The sequence below is a fragment of the Dactylosporangium sp. NPDC050588 genome (assembly GCF_040654975.1).
Classification (GTDB): Bacteria; Actinomycetota; Actinomycetes; order Mycobacteriales; family Micromonosporaceae; genus Dactylosporangium; species Dactylosporangium maewongense.
Genome location: NZ_JBFAJA010000036.1, coordinates 93,018 through 113,006 on the forward strand (window position 1 = coordinate 93,018; position 19,989 = coordinate 113,006).

General features: G+C 71.8%; 18 protein-coding genes, 1 tRNA gene and 1 pseudogene. 13 read left to right on the forward strand and 7 right to left on the reverse strand.

Going from position 1 to position 19,989, the window contains the following annotated elements; genetic code table 11:
• Nucleotides 1-4: 4 nt before the first annotated feature.
• Both AB0I21_RS25280 and AB0I21_RS25285 read right to left on the reverse strand, forming a co-directional pair.
• Complete coding sequence (locus AB0I21_RS25280; RefSeq protein ID WP_344503727.1) at nt 5-604, reverse strand: hypothetical protein; 600 nt, start codon at nt 602-604, stop codon at nt 5-7.
• Between the two features lie 57 nt (nt 605-661).
• Nucleotides 662-907: a mycoredoxin gene (locus AB0I21_RS25285; protein WP_344503726.1), complete on the reverse strand. Its 246-nt coding sequence runs from the start codon at nt 905-907 to the stop codon at nt 662-664.
• A 75-nt stretch (nt 908-982) separates the two neighbouring features.
• Between AB0I21_RS25285 and AB0I21_RS25290 the strand changes: the two genes are divergently transcribed.
• From AB0I21_RS25290 to AB0I21_RS25300, 3 genes are all read left to right on the forward strand, one after another.
• Nucleotides 983-3,103 carry an ATP-dependent DNA helicase UvrD2 gene (locus AB0I21_RS25290; RefSeq protein WP_360564674.1) on the forward strand — a complete coding sequence of 707 codons (2,121 nt, stop codon included), beginning with the start codon at nt 983-985 and terminating at the stop codon, nt 3,101-3,103.
• A gap of 139 nt (nt 3,104-3,242) precedes the next feature.
• Complete coding sequence (locus tag AB0I21_RS25295) at nt 3,243-3,773, forward strand: hypothetical protein (RefSeq protein ID WP_360564675.1); 531 nt, start codon at nt 3,243-3,245, stop codon at nt 3,771-3,773.
• Between the two features lie 118 nt (nt 3,774-3,891).
• Nucleotides 3,892-4,272, forward strand: coding sequence for a WhiB family transcriptional regulator (locus tag AB0I21_RS25300; RefSeq protein WP_344504016.1), 381 nt, complete (start codon nt 3,892-3,894; stop codon nt 4,270-4,272).
• Nucleotides 4,273-5,218: 946 nt separating this feature from the next.
• Here AB0I21_RS25300 and AB0I21_RS25305 read toward each other — a convergent pair.
• The 3 genes from AB0I21_RS25305 to AB0I21_RS25315 form a co-directional block, all read right to left on the reverse strand.
• Nucleotides 5,219-6,562: an AarF/ABC1/UbiB kinase family protein gene (locus AB0I21_RS25305; RefSeq protein ID WP_360564677.1), complete on the reverse strand. Its 1,344-nt coding sequence runs from the start codon at nt 6,560-6,562 to the stop codon at nt 5,219-5,221.
• Nucleotides 6,563-6,571: 9 nt separating this feature from the next.
• Nucleotides 6,572-7,705, reverse strand: coding sequence for a TOMM precursor leader peptide-binding protein (locus AB0I21_RS25310; RefSeq protein ID WP_360564679.1), 1,134 nt, complete (start codon nt 7,703-7,705; stop codon nt 6,572-6,574).
• Nucleotides 7,706-7,948: 243 nt separating this feature from the next.
• Nucleotides 7,949-8,101 (reverse strand): DUF5679 domain-containing protein, encoded by a 153-nt coding sequence (locus AB0I21_RS25315; RefSeq protein WP_190251171.1) that lies wholly within the window; start codon nt 8,099-8,101, stop codon nt 7,949-7,951.
• Between the two features lie 371 nt (nt 8,102-8,472).
• On the opposite strand from AB0I21_RS25315, the gene AB0I21_RS25320 reads away from it, so the two are divergent.
• Nucleotides 8,473-8,997 (forward strand): M48 family metallopeptidase, encoded by a 525-nt coding sequence (locus AB0I21_RS25320; protein WP_344503721.1) that lies wholly within the window; start codon nt 8,473-8,475, stop codon nt 8,995-8,997.
• Entirely contained in the window at nt 8,994-9,617 is a 624-nt protein-coding gene (locus AB0I21_RS25325) for a hypothetical protein (protein ID WP_360564681.1), read from the forward strand. Before AB0I21_RS25320 ends, AB0I21_RS25325 begins: the two co-directional genes overlap by 4 nt.
• Nucleotides 9,618-11,349: 1,732 nt before the next feature.
• Here the strand turns inward: AB0I21_RS25325 and AB0I21_RS25330 are convergent.
• Nucleotides 11,350-12,795 (reverse strand): zinc-dependent metalloprotease, encoded by a 1,446-nt coding sequence (locus tag AB0I21_RS25330; protein ID WP_360564682.1) that lies wholly within the window; start codon nt 12,793-12,795, stop codon nt 11,350-11,352.
• 56 nt (nt 12,796-12,851) lie between these two features.
• Between AB0I21_RS25330 and AB0I21_RS25335 the strand changes: the two genes are divergently transcribed.
• The 8 genes from AB0I21_RS25335 (at nt 12,852) to AB0I21_RS25370 (ending at nt 19,027) form a co-directional block, all read left to right on the forward strand.
• Nucleotides 12,852-13,877, forward strand: a complete 1,026-nt coding sequence (locus AB0I21_RS25335) for a PDZ domain-containing protein (protein WP_360564683.1) — start codon at nt 12,852-12,854, stop codon at nt 13,875-13,877.
• Nucleotides 13,878-13,938: 61 nt separating this feature from the next.
• The gene (locus tag AB0I21_RS25340) at nt 13,939-16,908 is read left to right on the forward strand and encodes a UPF0182 family protein (protein ID WP_360564685.1); all 2,970 of its coding nucleotides are present in this window, start codon (nt 13,939-13,941) and stop codon (nt 16,906-16,908) included.
• Nucleotides 16,909-17,029: 121 nt separating this feature from the next.
• Nucleotides 17,030-17,103 (forward strand) — tRNA-Met (locus AB0I21_RS25345).
• Nucleotides 17,104-17,252: 149 nt separating this feature from the next.
• Complete coding sequence (locus AB0I21_RS25350) at nt 17,253-17,615, forward strand: hypothetical protein (protein WP_360564687.1); 363 nt, start codon at nt 17,253-17,255, stop codon at nt 17,613-17,615.
• Between the two features lie 5 nt (nt 17,616-17,620).
• Nucleotides 17,621-17,758, forward strand: a complete 138-nt coding sequence (locus tag AB0I21_RS25355) for a hypothetical protein (RefSeq protein WP_360564689.1) — start codon at nt 17,621-17,623, stop codon at nt 17,756-17,758.
• A gap of 21 nt (nt 17,759-17,779) precedes the next feature.
• Nucleotides 17,780-18,025, forward strand: coding sequence for a hypothetical protein (locus AB0I21_RS25360; RefSeq protein WP_360564691.1), 246 nt, complete (start codon nt 17,780-17,782; stop codon nt 18,023-18,025).
• A gap of 27 nt (nt 18,026-18,052) precedes the next feature.
• Nucleotides 18,053-18,202 (forward strand): hypothetical protein, encoded by a 150-nt coding sequence (locus AB0I21_RS25365; protein ID WP_360564692.1) that lies wholly within the window; start codon nt 18,053-18,055, stop codon nt 18,200-18,202.
• Between the two features lie 141 nt (nt 18,203-18,343).
• Nucleotides 18,344-19,027 (forward strand): sporulation protein, encoded by a 684-nt coding sequence (locus tag AB0I21_RS25370; protein WP_360564694.1) that lies wholly within the window; start codon nt 18,344-18,346, stop codon nt 19,025-19,027.
• 15 nt (nt 19,028-19,042) lie between these two features.
• Here the strand turns inward: AB0I21_RS25370 and AB0I21_RS25375 are convergent.
• Nucleotides 19,043-19,989, reverse strand: a pseudogene (locus tag AB0I21_RS25375) (ABC transporter permease); the annotation flags it as partial.

Sequence of the window (19,989 nt, forward strand, 5' to 3'; positions counted from 1 at the left end):
GCGGTCACGGAGTGGCTCGGCTTCTTCTGAGCGCGTCGCGGTGCCACTGCGCGCACCAGCGGTCGAGGACCCCGGCGGCGTGCGCCGGGGTCACCTCGCGGATGTCATAGTCGATCTTGTGTGAGCCGAACGCCTGCGTCGGGTGCCAGGCCAGGTCGCGCCACAGCGCCTCCTCCGCCACCTGCCCGGCGGGGTCGACGACCCGGCGCAGCAGCGACAGCGGCGCCTCGGGCGTCGTCTCGCCGTCGAGCCGGACGAAGTACGTGATCAGCGGTCGCGGGGCCACCGGCGGGCCGGCCCGCCACGCCCGCAGCGCGTCGTCGGTCAACCGCGGGCCCGGCTCCGGCTCGGGCGCGCGGTAGTCCTGCCGCACCATGTGCCGCAGGAGGTCCGGCTCGGGGGCGAGCCCGTCGTCGAGGACCTCGGCGACGAACCGCTCCGGCCAGACCCACACGCCGTCGGTGTGCAGCACACCCTGCCCACGGCCGATCGTGGCGCCGCCGGACAGGTAACCGGCGATGCGCCGCCGGAGCCCCGGGTCGGCCACCCTCGGCCGCTCGGGCGCCATGACGGCACCCAGTGCGTAGTCGCGAGCAACCCGCATGCCGGCCACCGTAGTGAGCCGGCTGCGCGCCGTGAAGGCCTTGGTGCGGTTTGTCCGTCAGCCGCTGATCGCGTTGGCCAGCTGTGCCTTCACCTGGACGATGGTCGGGTTGGTCAACGCCGTGCCGTCGTCGAACTTCAGCGTCGGCACGGTCTGGTTGCCGCCGTTGACGCTCTCGACGAACTTCGCCGCCGCCGGGTCCCGCTCGATGTCGACGACCTGGTACTGGATGCCCTCGCGATCCATCTGCGACTTCAAGCGGTGGCAGTAGCCACACCACGTGGTCGAGTACATGGTCAGCATCCGGTGGTCTCCTCCGTCGAGTCTCGGTAGGTACTTCGGCGGAAACGTCATACCCGGCTGGAATGATGCCTACCTGTGGCGGACTCCTCAAACCCACTCGCAGGTCTTGACCCGGAGCAGGCTGCCGTGGTCACTGCCCCGGCCGGCCCGCTGTGCGTCCTCGCGGGCGCCGGCACGGGCAAGACCAGGGCGATCACCCACCGCATCGCCCACCGGGTCCGCTCCGGGCACGTCCGTGCCCAGCACGTCCTCGCCGTCACGTTCACCGCCCGGGCCGCCGCCGAGATGCGCGCCCGCCTCGGCCAGCTCGGCGCCGGCGGCGTCCAGGCCCGCACGTTTCACGCCGCCGCGCTGCGCCAGGTCCGCTATTTCGCCCCGCGGCTCTTCTCCGGCCGCGAGATGCCCGAGCTGCTGGACAGCAAGGCCCGCCTGGTCGGCCTCGCCGCCACCCGCGCCGGCGTCAAGATCGACGGCACCGGCGCCCGCGACCTCGCCAGCGAGATCGAGTGGGCCAAGTCGTCGCTGATTGAGCCCGCCGACTATGCCGTCGCCGCGGGCAAGGCGCTGCGCGAGCCGCCGTTCGACGCGGCCAAGGTCGGCGAGGTCTATGCCGCCTATGAGCGGGTCAAGCGCGCCCACGGCGTGATCGACTTCGAGGACATGATCCGGGCCGCGATCTGGGCCATGGAGGAGCACGAGGACGTCGCGGAGCAGATCCGCTCGCAATACCGGCACTTCGTCGTCGACGAATACCAGGACGTCAACCCGATGCAGCAGCGGCTGCTGGAGTCGTGGCTCGGCGACCGTGAGGACCTCACCGTCGTCGGCGACGCCAGCCAGACGATCTACTCGTTCACCGGCGCCAGCGCGTCCTATCTCGTCGACTTCAAGCGCCGCCACCCCGACGCCACCGTCATCCGGCTCGTCCGTGACTACCGGTCCACCCCGCAGGTCGTCGCCCTGGCCAACTCGGTCATCGGCCAGGCCCGCGGCGAGCTCGCCCGGCTGCGCCTGGAGCTGATCGGGCAGCGCCCGCCGGGCGCCGAGCCGGTCCTGCGCTCGTTCACCGACGAGCCGCAGGAGGCCGCCGCCGTCGCCGCCCGCTGCGGCGAGATCATCGCCTCCGGCACGCCGGCCGAGGAGGTCGCCGTGCTGTTCCGGGTCAACGCGCAGTCCGAGGTCTACCAGGAGGCCCTCGCCGAGGCCGGGGTGCCCTATGTGGTGCACGGCGCCGAGCGGTTCTTCGAGCGTGCCGAGGTCCGCCAGGCGATGATCGCGCTGCGCGCCGCGACCCGGTCGCTCGACCCCGACGCGCCCCTGACCGAGTCGGTCACCAAAGCTCTGGAGGGCGTCGGCTGGCGCGCCGGCCAGATCCCCGCCGGCGGGGCCTCCCGCGAGCGGTGGGAGGCGGTGTCGGCGCTTGTCACGCTCGCCGAGAGCATGCCGGCGCTCGGCCTCGAGGCGTTCAACGAGGAGCTCGCCCGCCGCGCCGCCCTGCAGCACGTGCCGACGGTCGCCGGGGTCACGCTGTCGTCGCTGCACTCGGCGAAGGGCCTGGAGTGGGATGCCGTGTTCCTCGTCGGCCTCGCCGAGGGCACGATGCCCGTCATCCACGCCCGCACCCCCGACGCGGTCGAGGAGGAGCGCCGGCTGCTCTATGTCGGCGTCACCCGCGCACGCCACACCCTCTGGCTGTCCTACGCCGGCGCCCGCACGCCCGGCGGCCGTCCCCGGCGTGCCACCCGCTTCCTGCCGGCGCTGGAGCCGGGGCGCGCGTCCGGTGCCGGCTCCGGCTCCGGTTCGTTCGCGAGGAGCGCGCCGGGGATCGGCAAGAGCGAGGTGGCCGCCCGGGTGAAGCGCGCCGTCGCCGTCTCGTGCCGGGTCTGCGGCGCCGGGCTGCTCAGCGGGCCGGAGCGCAAGCTCGGCCGCTGCGCCGGCTGCCCGTCCGACCGCGACGAGGAGCTGCTGGCCAGGCTGCTCGACTGGCGGGCCCGGCTCGCCGCCGTGCAGAAGGTCCCGGCCTTCGTTGTATTCACAGATGTCACTCTCGCCGCGATCGCTGAGCGCCGCCCGGGCCGTCGCGAGGAGCTCGCCGTCATCGCCGGCATCGGCCCCCGGAAGCTCGGTCTGTACGGCGACGACGTGCTCGCGCTGGTGTCCGGCCGCACCGTCGAGGACCTCGTGGGGAGCGACTGATGTCGATGGGCGGAAAACTGACAAGAAGTTTTCCCGGAAATTCGATTGCCCTACCCTGAAGAGGCGACATAGCCTGCGAACACGAACGCCGGAGCCCCGGCGGCCGAGCCCTGACGAGTGTGGAGAGAAGGTGCGACCCGTGAAGCTCTATATCTCAGCCGAGCTGCAGCCGGTGTTGCATGCCCTCTGCGCCCCGTCCCTGGCGTCGGCCTCCGCCCTGTGGCAGGAGTCTGCCGTCAGAGGCTCCTCCGCTTCGGCCTTCCCGGCCCCGACCGTTGCCTCCGCTCCGGCCGCTGCCCCGATCGCGTCCTTCGCGGTCACGGGTGGCGCCGCGGCCCTGGGCGGCGTCTCGGTTCCGGGCGGCGTCGAAGTCCAGGGCAGCAGGGTCTCCGCGACCGATCTGGGCGGCGTTTCGGTCCAGGGCGTTTCGGTTCTGGGCGTTTCGGTTCTGGGCCGCGAGGCCGGCCGAGGCACCACCGGCACCACCAGCACCATCGAGCGCGACCGCACCGTTGAGCAGATGCCCGCCGTTGGCGTCCAGCTGCTCGACCGGCGGGGAGTCCAGGTTCAGGGGACCAGTGGGCTCACCGCGAACGACAAGCACGACCTGACGGCTCCGAAGCCCAACGGCGGAGTCCGCGGCACACCACCTCGAGGCAGGCCGGTCTAACAGACCGACTTACCGGCTCACCTCGAGGCCGCGGAACCCGACACCGGGATCCGCGGCCTCAGTCTTTTGCACCGACGATCACCACCAAACGATCGAGAAACAGAAAGGGGTGACCGGGATGAGCCTGGCCTTGGCATCGCGCGATGTGCGCGTCGAGAGCGCCGACGAGCGTCTCCTTGTCGCTGCTCGGGGCGTGAAGTCCGACCTGCCGTGCCGCACCTTCGACCCGGACCTGTGGTTCGCCGACTCGCCGGCGGAGCTCGAGCTGGCCAAGTCGCTCTGCGTGGAGTGCCCTCTGCGCGTCGAGTGCCTGGCCGGTGCCATCGAGCGCGCCGAGCCCTGGGGTGTCTGGGGTGGCGAGATCTTCGAGCGCGGTGCGGTCGTCCCGCGGAAGCGTCCGCGTGGCCGTCCGCGCAAGGAGGACGTCGCTCGCGACGCCGTCCTGCGGGTCGAGGTCGCAGCTCGCACCGCGGCCGTGGCCGCGAGCGTGGCGGCCTGACATGAGTGCACATCCGTTGCCAGCCAGCCGAGGCCTGCGCGCCGCGCAGCCGACCCGGCTTCAAACCACCGACATCCGCACCATCTCCCTGAGGAGCTTGACCGTGTCTTTGCAACTACTCCACGAAGCGCTCTCCCGAGCTCGAATGCGTCAGCCTCAGGCTGTCCGTCACTCTGAGGCTTCTTCGTCCGCCCGTCAGATCGCGATGCGCGCCCGCCGTGAGCAGGAGCGTCAGCTGAGCCGACACTGATCCGACCGCAACACACAGAGCGGGCCTCCCGGTGCCACCGTGGGGCCCGCTCTGCCTTGCTTCGACCGACCGCCGGCGCCGCCACTCACCGTCGTGGTGGCGGGCGTCGTGATCGATGTCGTCTGGTGGCTGCCCGGGCGGCCAAGGGTGTCCTTCGATCATGGTGGCTGGGCGCTTTGCCGAGGGGTTCGGGCAATGCGGGTTGGCTGTCCCGGCCGCCGTCCTCATGTGGTCCAGCGCCGTCGAGGGCGTCACTCGGTGCTTCCACGCCGTCGTCGGCGTTCACAACCCATCCACATCCCACCGACCGCCGGCGCCGCGCTCGCCGCCGTGGCTCACAACCTGCGCTGCGATCGCCGAACTCGCGCGGGCGGTCTTGGTCACCCGCGGGGCGATCGTGGTCGTGGGCGTCGTGATTGATGTCGTCTGGTGGCTGTCCGGGCGGCCAGGGTCGTCCTTCGATCATGGTGGTGGTTGGGTTTCGGTTGAGGATCCGCCTGCGGGTCGGCTGACGTCGCGTTGCTGTCCGCGTGCCGTCGTTGGTTTCGCGACCCAGTGCACGTCACATCGACCTTCGACCCAGCCCGCGTCGACGCCGGCTTCGCAATCAGCGCAACGCGGCGGACCCCGTACATCCGCGGCCGCTGATGCGCGATCAGCTCGGCCACTTCTGTCTGTGGATCAACCGCCCCGGGGCTACTCCGACTTGCGGCGGCGGGTGGTCTTCTTCGGTTCGGCGAAGCCGGGCAGCCAGCGTTCGATGATCTCGCGGTACGGGGCCTCGGCCTCCAGCTGGCACAGCACGCCGATCGAGCCGAGCGTCACCCGGTGCGTGAGCATGTACGAGGGTGGGAGGTTGAGCTGGCGGCTCATCGCGTACGCGGGGCTCTTCGGGTTGGCGAGCCGGCCCGCCTCGGCGCGCAGCCACGCGCGGCTGAAGCGGAACCTCGGCTCCGCGACCGGGTCCAGCATCGGCCTGATGTAGCTCAGCACCGCCGCCGCGTCGATCTTCGCGTCGCGCTTCACGAAGCCCTCGTCCTGCAGGCCGGACAGGACCGCCTCGGCGTCGCCGGCGAGGGCGAGGCGGGTCAGGCGGCCGATCACCTCGGGGTGGCCGCCGGGCAGGCGGGCCACCGCGCCGAAGTCGAGGACCCCGAGGCGGCCGTCGGGCAGCATGCGGAAGTTGCCGGGGTGCGGGTCGGCGTGCAGCAGCTCAGCCCTGGCGGGGGCGGAGAAGTGCAGCAGCGCCATCCGGGTGCCCGCCGCGTCGCGCTCCTCGACGGTGCCGGACGCGATGATCGTCGACAGCGGCACGCCCTCGATCCACTCGGTGACGAGGACCCGGGGGGACGACGCGAGGACCTGCGGCACGCAGATGTCGGGGTCGCCGTCGAACGCCGCCGCGAACGCTCGCTGTGACGCCGCCTCCAGCTCGTAGTCCAGCTCCTCGGTGACCCGGTCGCGGATCTCCTGCACGAGCGGCTTCACGTCGAGCCCCGGCTGGATCGCCTTGAACAGCCCGGCGAACCTGGCCAACTGGTTCAGGTCCGCCCGCAGCGCCTCGCCGGCGCCCGGGTACTGCACCTTCACGGCCACGTCGCGCCCGTCGGCCCACACGGCCTTGTGGACCTGCCCGATGCTGGCCGCGGCGGCCGGCTTGTCGTCGAAGTCCTTGAACAGCTCCCGCCAGTCCTCGCCCAGCGACTCGCGCAGCACGGCGTGGACGCTGGCGGCCGGCAGCGGCGGAGCGGCCTCCTGCAGCTTCGTCAGCGCCGCCCGGTACGGCCCGGCGAGGTCCTCCGGCAGCGCCGCCTCGAACACGGACAGCGCCTGCCCCATCTTCATCGCACCGCCCTTGAGCTGCCCGAGGACGCTGAACAGGTGCTCGGCGGTGCGTCGCTGGACGTCGGCGGACACCACGTCGGCGGCCATACCGGTCACTCGCTTGCCCAGGCCGAGCGCGGCCCGCCCGGCCAGCCCGAGAGGAAGCGACGCCAGTCGTGCGGTGCGGGCGACTGCGCCCCTAGGGATCTCGGTCACACGTCATTCTTACCCGTTCTGCGCTGCACGACGACGGCGACGGCAGTCACAGCGCGGATGGGCCACCCATTCCCGGCGTCTCAGCTCGCCGGCGCGGGGGATCTCGACGATCGCCGCCTCGGTCCGCGACGCCTCCCCGTCGAGGAACGCGAGCACCTCGTCGGCGGCGAACGCCACCCCCGCGAGCGCCGTCGCCGACGTGCACGGCTCCCCGTCGCCGGGCGGCGCCGTGGCGAGCTGTGCGGCGAGGACCGGCCAGATCGGGTCGCGATCCCGCCGGTGCAGGTCCAGGCAGGCACGGCAGGGGGAGGCGGCAGGTCGTACCAGCGGACCGACGAGCACGGTGCCGAGCCGGACGGTCAGCTCCAGCCGCGCGAGGCTCGCCAGCCGTAGCCCCCGGCCGGCGAGCGCGGGAGGATGGCGGTCACCGACCCGCACCACGAGGTCGACGTGGTCCGTCCGGGCCGCGGACAGGTCCACCCCTGGCGCGTACCTGGCGACGGCGCCGCCGGTCGCGACCGCCCGTGAAACTCCCACCTCGTCGGCGAGCAGGCCGCCGACCAGGACGTCGCCGATCCCGGTGACGCCGTCGACGACCGGGTCGACGTGCCCGACCCCGCTGGCCGCGAGCAGCGCCGCGAGCGGTGCCAGCAGCGGGCCGTCACCTGCGATGACGACGCGGGAGGCGTACCGGCGGCGAAGCACCTCGGCGGGCGCGGTCCGTTCGGGTTTCCGTCGCGTGCCATCTTTGTGCCCCGGTGTCCCGGTCGCGGCGCTGGGTGTCGCGTGGGGTGGCGGGGCCTGCTGGCGCAGACGGAGGGCGATCGCGGCGGCCTCGACGCTCAGCCGGCGGTGCACCGGCGCGGGCAGGCCGGCCGGGACGAGTGCGTGCGCGGCGACGACCAGCCCCTCGTCGCGCAGCGTCTGTACCAGGCTGAGCACCTCCGCCGAGGTCAGGCCGAGCGCCTCCCCGGCCGCGACGACCGCGGCCTCGGTGTGCGCGCCGTCGAGCAGGTCCAGCACCCGGGCCAGCTCCGGCCGGCACAGGCGCAGCACGACGGCGCCGGCGGGGTCGGTGCCGAGTTGGACGGTCTGCCTGTCACGCCACAGGCGGCGGAGGTTCGGCAGGAGTGTCGGTCGCATGACCGGGAGACTGCCACCGGCGCAGGCTCCGGCCGGGGTGGTTGTCCACAGGGATATCCACCGCCGGCCGGACTTGTCCACAGCCAGCCGCCGAGTTGTCCACAGGGAAAGGCGCAAACGCTGTAAAGCGCGCGGGCCAACCTTGCTGCTCTAGCGCGACGATCTCGGGGCTCACGCGCCGGGCGGGGGCGGCGAGGAGCCGATGTGTACGGCCCGCCGACGGCGGCCGTGTGTGTTTGCGTCTCAGGCCTTACCGAGGATCCGGTTGACCGTGGTGCCGCAGACCGGGCAGGCACCCTTGGCCATCTTCATGCCCGTCTTCGAGATCGCGATCTCGCCCTCGAAGTCCCGCTTCTCCTTGCACTTGACGCAGTAGCCGTTGTACGTCTCGGCCACGATGCCCTCCTCATCTCGGTCCGGTGCACGCACCGGTGTTGACCAGCTAGGTCGACGTGGTGAGTGTGCCTTGTCGGACACTCGGGGAAAGTGCGGTAAGACGGGACACGCCGAGCGTAATCGGAAGATCTTCCTCTAACCGCACGCTACACACTATGCACAGGCTGGGGATAACTGTGTGGGCAACGGTGTGGGTTGCTGTGGATGAATTGCCGCCGAGCGGCCTCACCAGGCCGACGACCGGTGGAATCTTTCCGGCGAGCCGCCACGAATGGGTGACATACGGGCGCCCTCCACAAGATTGGCCCTTGCGGAGGGATGGCCGTTTCCGGCTAGCGTTCCTCCGTGAGCGGTACCCTGAGGGGGCCGGCATGACACGTAAGCCGGTCATCGAGGTGCGGCGCAGCAAGCGCCGCCGACGTACGGTGTCTGCCTACCGTGATGGTGAGCGGGTCGTCGTGCTGATCCCCGCGCAGTTCTCCCGGGCGGAGGAGCGCGAGTGGGTCGATCGAATGCTGGAGCGACTGGCCGTCCGCGAGCAGCGGGCCAGGCGCACCGACACTGAGCTGACGGCGCGCGCGCAGCGACTCGCCACCCGCTACCTGCCCGACCACCCCAACGCCGCCCGCCCGACCAGCGTGCGCTGGGTGCAGAACCAGAACGGGCGCTGGGGCTCGTGCACGCCGGCAGACGGTACCATCCGGATCTCGCACCGAGTTCAGGAGATGCCCGACTGGGTGATCGACTACGTGCTGCTGCACGAGCTGTCACACCTGGTCATCGCCAACCACAGCGCCGCCTTCTGGGCGCTGGTCGGCCGCTACCCGAAGTCCGAACGGGCACGGGGGTATCTTGAGGGGGTGTCGGCGGCAGCGGGTCTCGGGATCACTGAATGACCGGCCCGCTCTCCTCTCCGGCGGTCCCGGGCGTCTCGGCCGCCGTCATCGTCCTCCTCGTGCCCACCCCGTGGTCGCCACCGGGCGTGGACCCGTCCTCGTGGCGCGCCGCCCTGGCCGAGGACGTCGTCGACCTGATCGCCCCGCTGCCACTCGTCCAGCCGGCGATCGCCGCGCTGCCCGCCGACCTGTCTCTGGCCTCGAAGATCGCGTGGCCGAGCATGCCGCAGTACGAGCTGCCGACCCTGTCGATCCGCGCCGCCCTCTCCGCCGCCGAAGCCGACGGCCACGAACGCGCCGTCGTGCTCATGGCCGACGCCCCCGACCTGCCGGCCATGCTGATCGGCAAGATGATCCGCCCCCTGTCGACCCGGACGGTCGCGGTCGCCCCCGCCGCGGGCGGCGGCCTGCTCGGCCTGGCGTGCCGCCTGCCGGTCCCCTCCTGGCTGCCTGACCTGGACCCCGAGACCGCGGACGTGGCGACCGCCCGCCGCCCCGCCCCCGAGCCGACGATGGTGGCCGCCGCCCCCGGCTGGCACCGCCTCCGCACCCCCGACGACCTCCGCCACCTCGACCTGGGCCTGGACGGCTGGGACGCCACCCGTTCCCTGCTCTCCTGACCCCCCACGCCAGCCCTTGGCGGCAGGTGCGTGAGGTTCGGACTGCGGAGAGTGAGACCGCCCAGATCAATTAGGTGACCTGAGGTACGGTGTGATTGACCGGTCAGCGCCGTTCGAACCTGGTCGCGTAACTCTCTTCGACGAGCGCCGCGGGCCGCACTCAACGCTTGGCCGCTCCCTGGGGGACGTCGCTGTCCTCCGGCCCGTCACTGCGGTCGCCCGCCCGAAGGGTCGCCTGCGCGTTGGGTTCGCCCTCCCGCGTTGGGCGCGTTGGGTTCGCCCGTCCGCGCGTTGGGCTCGCCCTCCCGCGTCGGGCGCGTTGGGTTCGCCCGTCCGCGCGTTGGGTTCGCCCGCCCGCGTTGGGCCGCCCGTCGCTGCGGTCGCGTCGCTGCGGTCGCCACCGTTCGAGTTGTGCTCCGGTTGCTCGGGTCGTGCTGGTCGCCCCTTCCCGCCGGCCGGCCGCAGGGTCCGATGTCGGTTGCGGGTCTGCCCGCCGCGAGGGACCGGGCGGCTTGGTGCGGAAGCTGTTCGGCGCAGCGAGGATCGTCGGCGGCGATGATCCGCGGCCGCGCGCCGGATCGGCGGTAGCGAGGACCGCTGCTTGGCCAACTCGTCGCCCCTCTCTGCCAGCTCGTCGCCCTCGCCGCCGGCCGGCGGCAAGAGGTGGTCCCCTCGGCGCTCCGCCCGCCGGCAGCAGCAAGGGGTGGTCGCCTCGGCGCCCCGCCCGCCGGCAGCAAGAGGTCACCTCAACGCCCTTGCAGCTCCGGCCGGCAGTAGCTGGCAACACGAGGTCAGCTGGCCGTGCTTGCCGCTCTCGCCGCGCTGCCGGCAACAGGGGATCTGCTGGTCGTCGGGGCCGCCGCGGTGGCATCGCGGTCACGACACCGGCCTGGCGGGTGCCCGGTGGCTACAATGCAGCGGCCCCGCTCAGACTGACCGCGCGGCGTCCCCCGACGGCTGCCAGGGTCGGGTGCGGCTGCGAGGGTCGGGTGGCTGCGTCCCCCGACGGCTGCGAGGGTCGGGGAACTGCGCTGCGGCCCCGGCGGCGGCTGCGAGGGGGCGCCGGTCGCGAGAGAGCGTTCGAGCCGGGCTGCAGGTCGCGTGTGGAGCAGCGCACTACCCGTCGGGCGGCGAGGGCCGGCCGACGGTGGCGAGGGACCGTGGGGTCGCGTGGAGCGGCGCGGGGCCCGTCGGGCGTGAGGGTTGGGCCGGCGGTGAGGGGCCGTGAAGGACGCTCGGGTCGTGCCGGAGGGTGGAAGATCGGCACGCGGTCCTGGCGGCGGCGAAGGATCGGTGGCTAGAAGGGGCGCTCGGGTAATGGCGCGAGGCGTGGATCGGCACACGGGCCGCAGGCCACGCCACGAAGGCACGCCCTGCCCACCCAGGCCCGCCCTGGCCACCCAGGCCCGCCCTGGCCACCCAGGCCCGCCCTGGCCACCCAGGCCGCGCCCGGGCCGCGAAGGGCCGCCAGCCATGAAAGCCTGCTGACCTGGGAAGGGCCGCCGACCTGCGGATGTCCGCTGGCTGCGAGGGGTCGCCAGTCAGGAAGGCCCGCTGCCGCGAGAGGCCGCCAGTCATGAAGGCTCGCCCGGCTGTGAGGGAGCCGCCGGGTTGCGAGGGGCCGGTAGTCGCGCGGGTCTGGGAGTGTTCGAGCCGTGGGCGGGGTCGGGAGCGGGAGATCCAAGGGCTGTTGCCCGTCTTGGTGGATCTCCCGCGGTCGCCTCGCCTGTGATCAGGGCTTGGGCTCGTCGCCCGGCTCGCTGGGGCCGGGGTCGTTGTCCGGTGGGGTGTTGCCGGCCGCGGGGTCCGAGGTGTCCTTCGACGGCTTCTCGTCGGTGAGGCCGAGGCTGCTGAGGTCGTCGGCGAAGCCGAGGTCGCTCAGGTCCAGCTGGGTCCGGGCGAACAGGTCCGGGTCCGCGAACGCCTCCTCGTCGGGCAGCAGGTCGGGGTGGTCCCAGAGCGCGTCGCGGCCCGCGACGCCGCGGTGCTCGGCCAGGGCTGCCCACAGGGCCGTGGCCTCGCGGAGGCGGCGGGGGCGCAGCTCCAGGCCGACCAGGGCGGCGAACGTCTGCTCGGCCGGGCCGCCGGCGGCGCGGCGGCGGCGGAAGGCCTCGGAGAGGCGGACCACGTCAGGGAGGCGGTCGCCGGCGGCGCGGTCCACGACGTGGCAGACCCAGCCTTCGATGAGGGCGAGCGCGGTCTCCAGCCGGGCGAGCGCGGCGCGCTGCTGCGGCGTGTCCTCGGGGGTGAAGATGCCCTCCAGGACGAGCTCCTGCGGGTCGCTGCCGAGGGTGGAGGGGTCGATGCGGCTCATCGCCTCCTCGATCGCCTCGCGGTCGACGTGGATGCCTGCCGCGTACGCCTCGACGGCGGCGAACACGTGGCCGCGCAGCCACGGGACGTGGCCGAAGAGTCGCTGGTGGGCGGCCTCGCGGAGGGCGACGTACAGGCGCACCTGGTCGTCGGGGATCTCCAGGCCACGCCCGTATTCGGCGATGTTGGCCGGGATGAGCGCGGCCGAGCCGGCGGGTCCGAGGGGCAGGCCGATGTCGCCGGCGGAGAGGACCTCGGCGGCGAGGGAGCCCAGGGCGGTGCCCAGCTGGCCGCCCAGCAGGGCGCTGCCGAGCGACGCGACCATCGAGGTCATGGGGCCCATCTGGGCGCGCATCTCCTCGGGGACCAGCTCCGTCATCGCCGACACCATCCTGGCGGCGACGGGGTCGCAGAGCTTGCGCCAGACGGGCAGGGTCGTGTTGAGCCACTCGCCCCGGCTCCACGCGGCGGTGGCGCGCACGCCGGACGGCAGGGCGGACTCGGGGTCGATCCACAGGTCGGCCAGGCGCAGCGCCTCGATGACCGCGGCGCGCTCCGCCGGCGTCACGGAAGGGTCACCGACCGGCTTCGCGGCGTCAGGATCGGCCGTGTTCGCTGGTGGCGTAACCGCGGTGCCGGGCATGGCGAAGCCGACGGGGAACTGGGCGAGGCCGCCGGCGGGTCCGCCGCCGGTGAGGTGGGCCTGCGCCAGCTGGCGTGCCAGATCCCAGTTGACCGGGCCGCCGCCGGGCGTGGCGAACAGTTGCTGCAGCTGGCTGAGGAATTGCTGCATCTGGCGCGGATCGTTGGGATCCGGCACCTCGCCGCCGGGCGGACCGAAGCCGAACGGGATGTCTGCGGGCATGTTCCAAAGGTACTCGCTTCCGATGTCAGAAATCGGAGAGCGCTAGGCTCGCCGCCATGAGACGTCGTGGCGTGACCGTGTTGGTCGGCGCGTTGCTGCTGCTGTTGCTGTCCTGGCAGACGACCGTGTTGAAGGTGCCTTACGTCGAGATGGGCCCCGGACCGACGTACAACACGCTCGGCGCCGGCGACGACGGCAAGCCGATCATCAATGTCAGTGGGGCGGCGGTCACGAAGTCGGCCGGGCAGCTGCGGATGACGACGGTGTCGGTGCAGCCGCAGATGACGTTGCTCGAGGCCATGATCGGCTGGTGGCAGAAGGACCGCGCGGTCGTGCCGCGTGAGCTGATCTACCCGCCGAACCGCACGGAGCAGCAGGTCAACGAGGACAACAAGAAGGACTTCCAGGCGTCGCAGTCCTCGGCGGAGACGGTCGCGCTGCGCGAGCTCGGCTATCCGGTCCTGGTCGCCGTCGACGAGGTGTCGGAGGGCTATCCGGCGGTGGGCCAGCTGCAGAAGGGCGACGTGATCACCGCCATCGACGGCACCCCGGTGACGTCCCTGGCGAAGCTCACGGAGCTCATCCGGGCGAAGCCGGCCGGCACGACGCGGCAGGTGGAGTACACCCGCGGCGGCAGCAAGGCGACGGCGAGCATCGCGACGAAAGCCGGCGACGACGGCAACCCGCGACTCGGGGTCGTGGCCAAGACGTCCCAGCCGCACCCGTTCGAGCTGTCGATCCAGCTGGACCGCATCGGCGGGCCGTCGGCCGGGCTGATGTTCACGCTCGGCATCATCGACACGATCAAGGAAGAGGACCTGACCGGCGGGATCATCATCGCCGGCACGGGCACCATCGACGACGAGGGCAACGTCGGGCCGATCGGCGGCATCCCGCAGAAGCTGGTCGCGGCGAAGGCGGCGAAGGCCAAGGTCTTCCTCACCCCGGCGGCCAACTGCGAGGAGGCCGTCGCCAATGCCCAGCCGGGCCTGCCATTGATCAAGGTCAGCACCGCCGACGAGGCGCTCGCCGCGCTCGAGCAGTTGCGGGCCGGTCGTACACCAGCGTTGTGTGGTCCATGACTACGCTGAACGAGTTTCCATACGCGAACGGGCGGAGCCGACCGTGGTAATGCGTAATCCGATGACCAGGGTGAGCCGACGTGGTCGGGTCACGATCGTCGTGCTGGCGATCGTCTTCCTGCTCTTCACCCTCTTCGACCGGATCGTCGGTGCCTGGACCGACTATCTGTGGTTCTCCGAGGTCAAATACACGGGCGTCTTCTCGACCGTACTGACGACCCGCCTGTGGATGTTCCTGATCTTCGGCGTGTCGGTCGGGCTGGTCATCGCCGGCAACCTCTACCTGGCGTACCGGACCCGCCCGCTGCTGCGGCCGCACTCCGCCGAGCAGCACGCGCTGGACCGCTACCGCCTCTTCCTGCTGCCGCACATGACGATCTGGGTCGTCGCGGTCGCCGGGCTGATCGGCCTGTTCTCGGGCCTGTCGGCGCAGGGGCACTGGCAGGACTGGCTGCTGTTCAGCAACAGCACGCCGTTCGGGCAGACCGACAAGCAGTTCGGCGTGGACCTGAGCTTCTACGTCTTCGAATACCCGTTCTGGCGGTACGTGCTGGGCGTCGCCTTCACCGCGGTGGTCTTCTCGCTGCTGGGCGCGCTCGCGCTGCACTACCTGTTCGGCGGGGTGCGGCTGCAGGGCGCCGGCGAGCGCATGACGACCGCGGCACGCGCCCACCTGACCGCGCTGGTCGCCGCGTTCGTGCTGCTCAAGGCCGCCGCGTACTACCTGGACCGGCGCGGCCTGCTGCTGGACAAGTTCCCGACCCAGGACCTGTACGGCGCCGGCTACACCAACATCAACGCGCTGCTGCCGGCGAAGGAGATCCTCGCCTGGATCTCGATCGTCGTGGCGATCGCGATCCTGGTGTTCTCCAACGCGTTCATGCGCAACCTCGTGTGGCCCGGCCTGGCGCTGGGTCTGCTGGCGCTGTCGGCGGTCGCGGTCGGCGGGATCTACCCGGCCGCGGTGCAGTCGTTCACGGTGAAGCCGAGCCAGCTGCAGAAGGAGGCGCAGTACTTCCAGCGCAGCATCGACGCCACGAGGCTGGCGTACGGGCTGAACACGGTCGACGTCAAACCGTACGCGTCGCGGAACCAGGAGCCGCCGACGAACCTGCCGTCGTACGACGAGACGGTCACCAACATCCGCCTGCTCGACCCGACCGTCGTCGGCGAGACGTACACGCAGCAGCAGCAGGTCCGCGGCTTCTACGAGTTCAACCCGAAGCTGGACATCGACCGGTACACGATCAACGGCAAGACCCAGGACTACGTGGTCGGCGTCCGTGAGATCAACTACAACCAGCTGCAGCAGAACAACTGGCAGAACCGGCACTCGGTGTACACGCACGGCTACGGGTTCGTCGCCGCGCCGGCCAACCAGGTCGTCTGCAACGGTCTGCCGTTCTACGTGTCGGGCTTCCTCGGCGAGCAGACCAAGCCGGTCGGCGACCAGGGCCAGCAGTGCGCGTCGCAGCAGGACCTGATCCCGGTGAAGGAGCCGCGGATCTACTACGGCGAGCAGATGGGTGACGTCTACGCGATCACCGGCCGGGCGCCCGGCACCACCAGCGGCGCCGAGTTCGACCGGCCGACCGCCAACGCCGGCGACCAGTACTCCACCTACGACGGCGCCGGTGGCGTCTCGGTCGGCTCGTACTGGCGGCGGCTGCTCTACGCGGCGGAGTTCCGCGAGACGAACTTCCTGCTCTCGGGCGTGTTCAACGCGAACTCGAAGGTGCTCTACGTGCGTAACCCGGAGGACCGGGTCCGCAAGATCGCGCCGTTCCTGACGCTGGACAGCGACCCGTACCCGGCGGTCGTCGACGGCAGGATCCAGTGGATCGTCGACGGGTACACCACCTCGGCGACGTACCCGTACTCGCAGCGTATCGACTGGAACACCGCGATCCAGGACTCGTCGACCGGCAGCCGGATGTTCCCCGAGCCGCGGCAGGACGTCTCGTACCTGCGCAACTCGGTGAAGGCGACCGTCGACGCGTACAGCGGTGAGGTCACCCTGTATGCGTTCGACGAGAGCGACCCGATCCTGAAGGCGTGGAACAAGGCCTTCGGCAACAAGCTGGTCAAGCCGCGTTCGGCGATCTCGCAGTCGCTGCAGGACCACCTGCGCTACCCGGAGGACCAGTTCAAGGTCCAGCGTGACCTGCTCAGCCGCTTCCACGTCACCACGCCGAACGGGTTCTTCTCCGGCCAGGACTTCTGGGAGGTGCCGAAGAACCCGGCGAACCCGACCGCGGACCAGCCGCCGTACTACATCGTGGCCAAGCTGCCGAACCAGGACAAATCCCGGTTCCAGCTCACGACGGCGCTCGCCCCGCGCAGCCGGGGCAACCTGGCCGCGCTGATGTCGGCGTCCTACGTGGACGGCAAGCCGGTGTTCGAGATCCTGGAGCTGCCGCCGGACACGAACATCCAGGGTCCGGCGCAGATGCACAGCACGATGACCGGTATCGGTGACGCCAGACGGGAGCTGACCCAGTTCAGCTCCCAGAACTCCGAGGTCATGTACGGCAACCTGCTCACCCTGCCGGTCGCCGAGGGCATGCTGTACGTCGAGCCGATCTACACGCGGACGAAGAGCGACAAGACGTACCCGACGCTCCAGCGGGTCCTGGTCGCGTACGGCCCGAACTACAAGGCCTACGCCAACAACCTGGCCGACGGCCTCGCCGAGCTGGTGAAACAGGCGACCGGTCAGGCGCCCGTCCCCGGCAGCGGCGAGAACGGCGAGCCGACCGTGCCGACGACGGGCAACCAGAGCGGGTCTCCGCAGGTACAGACGGCGATCAACGACATGAACAAGGCGATCGCCGATCTCAAGGCGGCCCAGGTCGCCGGCGACTTCGAGGGGTACGGCCGGGCGCTCAAGGCGCTGCAGGACGCGATCGGCCGCTACGAGGCCGCGGTGAAGGCGGCGACCCCGTCGGCGAGCCCGTCGGTGGGGGCGTCACCGAGCGTCTCGGCCGGCGCGAGCCCGTCGGGTTCGGTCTCGCCGGCGCCGTCAGGCTGAGCGACGTCGAGCATCGAGGGGCCGTCGCATTCCGGTGCGGCGGCCCCTCGTGACGCCGGACACGGTCACCCGTAAGCGATTTGGAAGACGCGACAGCCGTGCGCTAATCTGGACAAGCCGACGCGGGGTGGAGCAGCTCGGTAGCTCGCTGGGCTCATAACCCAGAGGTCGCAGGTTCAAATCCTGTCCCCGCTACAACCGCGACGCCCCCTGCTCACGCCGGGGGCGTTTCGCATTGGCGGTCTCCGCATCCCCGCGCGAGCGGAGCTCGCTCCCCACAGGGGGAGCTTCGCTCCACCCTCGCCCCCTCAAAACCGGCGCGTGAGCGACGGATCTGCCAGCCTTTGGCGGTCTCCGCATTCCCCGCGCGAGCGGAGCTCGCTCCCCGCGCCTCGCAGCACATGGTCGGGGTCCGGGAGAAGATCGCCGGCGAGATCGCGTCCGGTGCGTACATGGGCAAGGACGAGGAGGGCAACGACCGGTTCGGCACCGGCCGGGCCGACTTCGACCTCCCGGACGGCGACGGGGCCAAGGGCAGGATCCTCAAGGACATGACCTCGTGGCTGCGGGACCTCCGCGACGGCAACATCGAGGAGATGGCCGAGGCCTACGTGGGCTCGTTCGATCTTGACATGAGGTCATGGCCGTCGATCCTGACTCCGGCAAGGCGGTGGTCACCTTCCATGCGTCCAACCAGACCAATGTGAAGTCGATGTCGCGCAACCCGCTCGTGCCGAAGCAGGAGGGCGGCGGCACCGGCCCGGCGTCCGGGCCGTGGTCGGCGACGACCCAGGACTTCTACTGGACCGAGGTGATCACCTTCCCGGTGGCGCCGAAGACCGAGAAGTAGTCCGATCGTGAGAGGGAATCGATGAACATCCGGCGATGGGTGGCACCGTGGGTGCTCGTGGCGCTGGCCGCGTGCGGCACGGGTCAGGCGGGCTTCCAGCCCGCCGAGCGGTCGCAGGTGCTGGGGGAGTGGTGCGGCGCCGACGGCGACCGTCTCCAGCTCGGCGACGACGGCAAGGCGGCCATCACCGGGATGTCGCAGAAGCTCGGGCAGCGGCTGATCGGCCAGTACGATCAGCCGGTCACCCCGGCGCTCGACGGCAGCTGAGGCTGGAAGACCGACGACAAGTCCTACGTGACCCTGACGTTCGCGCCGGTGCCCCCGGCGACGAGCTCCTGGGTCGAGCGGCTCCGGGTCGCCAACGACGGCGAGAAGATCAGGCTCCTGGCCTACTTCGGCGACTTCGACTCCGGCTACGACTACTCGTTCGACCGCTGCGCCTGATCCGCGCCGCGACAGCGTGACGCATGGCCGTCGTCCCGGACCACGGGGCGGCGGCCATGTCGCGTGTGCTGCGAAAACGGGAAACCGTACAGCGGCACGTGTTAGTGTCGACTCCTGCTGTGACGGCGAGGAGCGTCGGAATTGTTCGGATCGGCGACGCTCGACGAGCGCGGGGTGCGGCCGGGGACGATGGCCGCCGGGCAGGTGCATCTCGGCGGCGCCCGGGAGGACCTCGCCGTCGACGGGGTGACCGTGACGCTGATGACGGTGGTCAGCGGGGTCGAGGTCGACGTCCTGCGGTGCGACGTGTCGGCTGGGTTCACCCTGGCCGCCGGCCGGAGCCGGGCGATCCCGTTCGAGCAGCCGCTGCCGTGGGAGACGCCGTTCACGCACTTCGCGGGCGAGCACCTGCCGGCCGTGTCGGTGCGGCTGCGGACCACGGTCACCGTCGCGGGGAAGCCCGTCGACGTCGGCGTGACGCCCGTGACGGTGCACCCGACGGGCGGGCAGTGGCTGGTGCTCGACACGCTGCGGCGGCAGGGATGGACGTTTCCGCGCTGCGAGGTGCGGCAGGGGACGGTGCCCGGGGTGCGGCAGACCGACCCGTTCCTGCAGTGGTTCGAGTGCGAGGGCCCGGACGCGGGCGGCCCGCTGCGGCTGACGTTCGTCGCCAACCCGGTCGGCGTCGACGTCCTGCTCGCCCCCGCCGGGACCGACGGCGGCCCGGACGGGCAGCGCGGGCTCGCGGTGCGCCACGACGATGACGCGCTCGACGTCCTCGCGCTGCTCGAAGACCTTTTCCGCCCGGTGCCCGCCCGCCGCTGAGGAGCGGCAAGACGGTCAGCGCGGGGCGGGCCGAGGTGCGGGGGCGGTGCCGCCGACCCGCACCGCGACGGCCAGGAGCAGGGTGACCCCGGCGAGCCAGGTGGCCGGCACCGCCACCGGGCCGGGCCAGCGCGGCAGTGGCAAGGGCGGCAGGTCCTCGCCGAACATCGGCAGCGCCCAGCCGGTCAGTCGCCACGCGGCGAGGGCCGTGACCAGGCCGAGCGTTGCGGCTGTCAGGACCAGCGCCGGATAGGTCCAACGGTTGGCGAGGCGCACCGCGGGGCCGTCGACGCCCTGGGCGCGGAGTGCGGCCCGGTCGGCGGCCCGGGCGGGACGGTCGACGGCGACGATCATGCTCAGCCCGACGGCGCCGAGCAGCAGCGCGAGGGCCCCCGCCAGGAGATGGAACCACAGGCCGATGGCGGGGCCCTGGGCGTCGAGCCGGTCGCGGGCGGTCGCGATGGACACGTCGCCGGTCACGACGAGACCCGTGCGGGCGAGGCGGGCGAGCACGTCGTCGGGAGCGTCGGCGCCCAGCCACACCTCGGGGCGCAGCGCGGTGCCGCCGTCGGTGGCGGCCCGGTCGGCGTATTCGAGGTCGACGAGCGTGCCGGCGGTGCCGAGGCGGGGCAGCGCGGCCGCCCGGCCGGCGGTGAACACCTGCACCTGCCGCTCGTCCAGGCCGGTGAGCCGTCCACCGTCCGGCGGCCCGCCGGTCCCGACGACCGGCAGCGGGTACGGCGTGTCGACCGGCTGCAACCAGCCGCCGCCGGCCAGGTCGGGTGAGAGGGTGAACCGTAGCCCGGCGCCGGTCGCGGTGACGCTTCCCCCGGTCGCCCGCCAGCGGGTCGCATCGGCGAGCCCGGCGCCCGGCACCGGAGAAGCCCCGCCAGGCCCGGCGCCCGGCGCAGGGGAAGCCCCGCCAGGCCCGGCGCCCGGCGCAGGGGAAGCCCCGCCAGCGG

Excerpts from the sequence above, each read along its gene's own strand:
- AB0I21_RS25280 (WP_344503727.1), bottom strand. The coding sequence starts at position 604 with ATGCGGGTTGCTCGCGACTACGCACTGGGTGCCGTCATGGCGCCCGAG.
- AB0I21_RS25285 (WP_344503726.1), bottom strand. The coding sequence starts at position 907 with ATGCTGACCATGTACTCGACCACGTGGTGTGGCTACTGCCACCGCTTG.
- AB0I21_RS25300 (WP_344504016.1), top strand. The coding sequence starts at position 3,892 with ATGAGCCTGGCCTTGGCATCGCGCGATGTGCGCGTCGAGAGCGCCGAC.
- AB0I21_RS25310 (WP_360564679.1), bottom strand. The coding sequence starts at position 7,705 with ATGCGACCGACACTCCTGCCGAACCTCCGCCGCCTGTGGCGTGACAGG.
- AB0I21_RS25320 (WP_344503721.1), top strand. The coding sequence starts at position 8,473 with ATGACACGTAAGCCGGTCATCGAGGTGCGGCGCAGCAAGCGCCGCCGA.
- AB0I21_RS25325 (WP_360564681.1), top strand. The coding sequence starts at position 8,994 with ATGACCGGCCCGCTCTCCTCTCCGGCGGTCCCGGGCGTCTCGGCCGCC.
- AB0I21_RS25330 (WP_360564682.1), bottom strand. The coding sequence starts at position 12,795 with ATGCCCGCAGACATCCCGTTCGGCTTCGGTCCGCCCGGCGGCGAGGTG.
- AB0I21_RS25335 (WP_360564683.1), top strand. The coding sequence starts at position 12,852 with ATGAGACGTCGTGGCGTGACCGTGTTGGTCGGCGCGTTGCTGCTGCTG.
- AB0I21_RS25340 (WP_360564685.1), top strand. The coding sequence starts at position 13,939 with ATGACCAGGGTGAGCCGACGTGGTCGGGTCACGATCGTCGTGCTGGCG.
- AB0I21_RS25355 (WP_360564689.1), top strand. The coding sequence starts at position 17,621 with ATGTCGCGCAACCCGCTCGTGCCGAAGCAGGAGGGCGGCGGCACCGGC.
- AB0I21_RS25360 (WP_360564691.1), top strand. The coding sequence starts at position 17,780 with ATGAACATCCGGCGATGGGTGGCACCGTGGGTGCTCGTGGCGCTGGCC.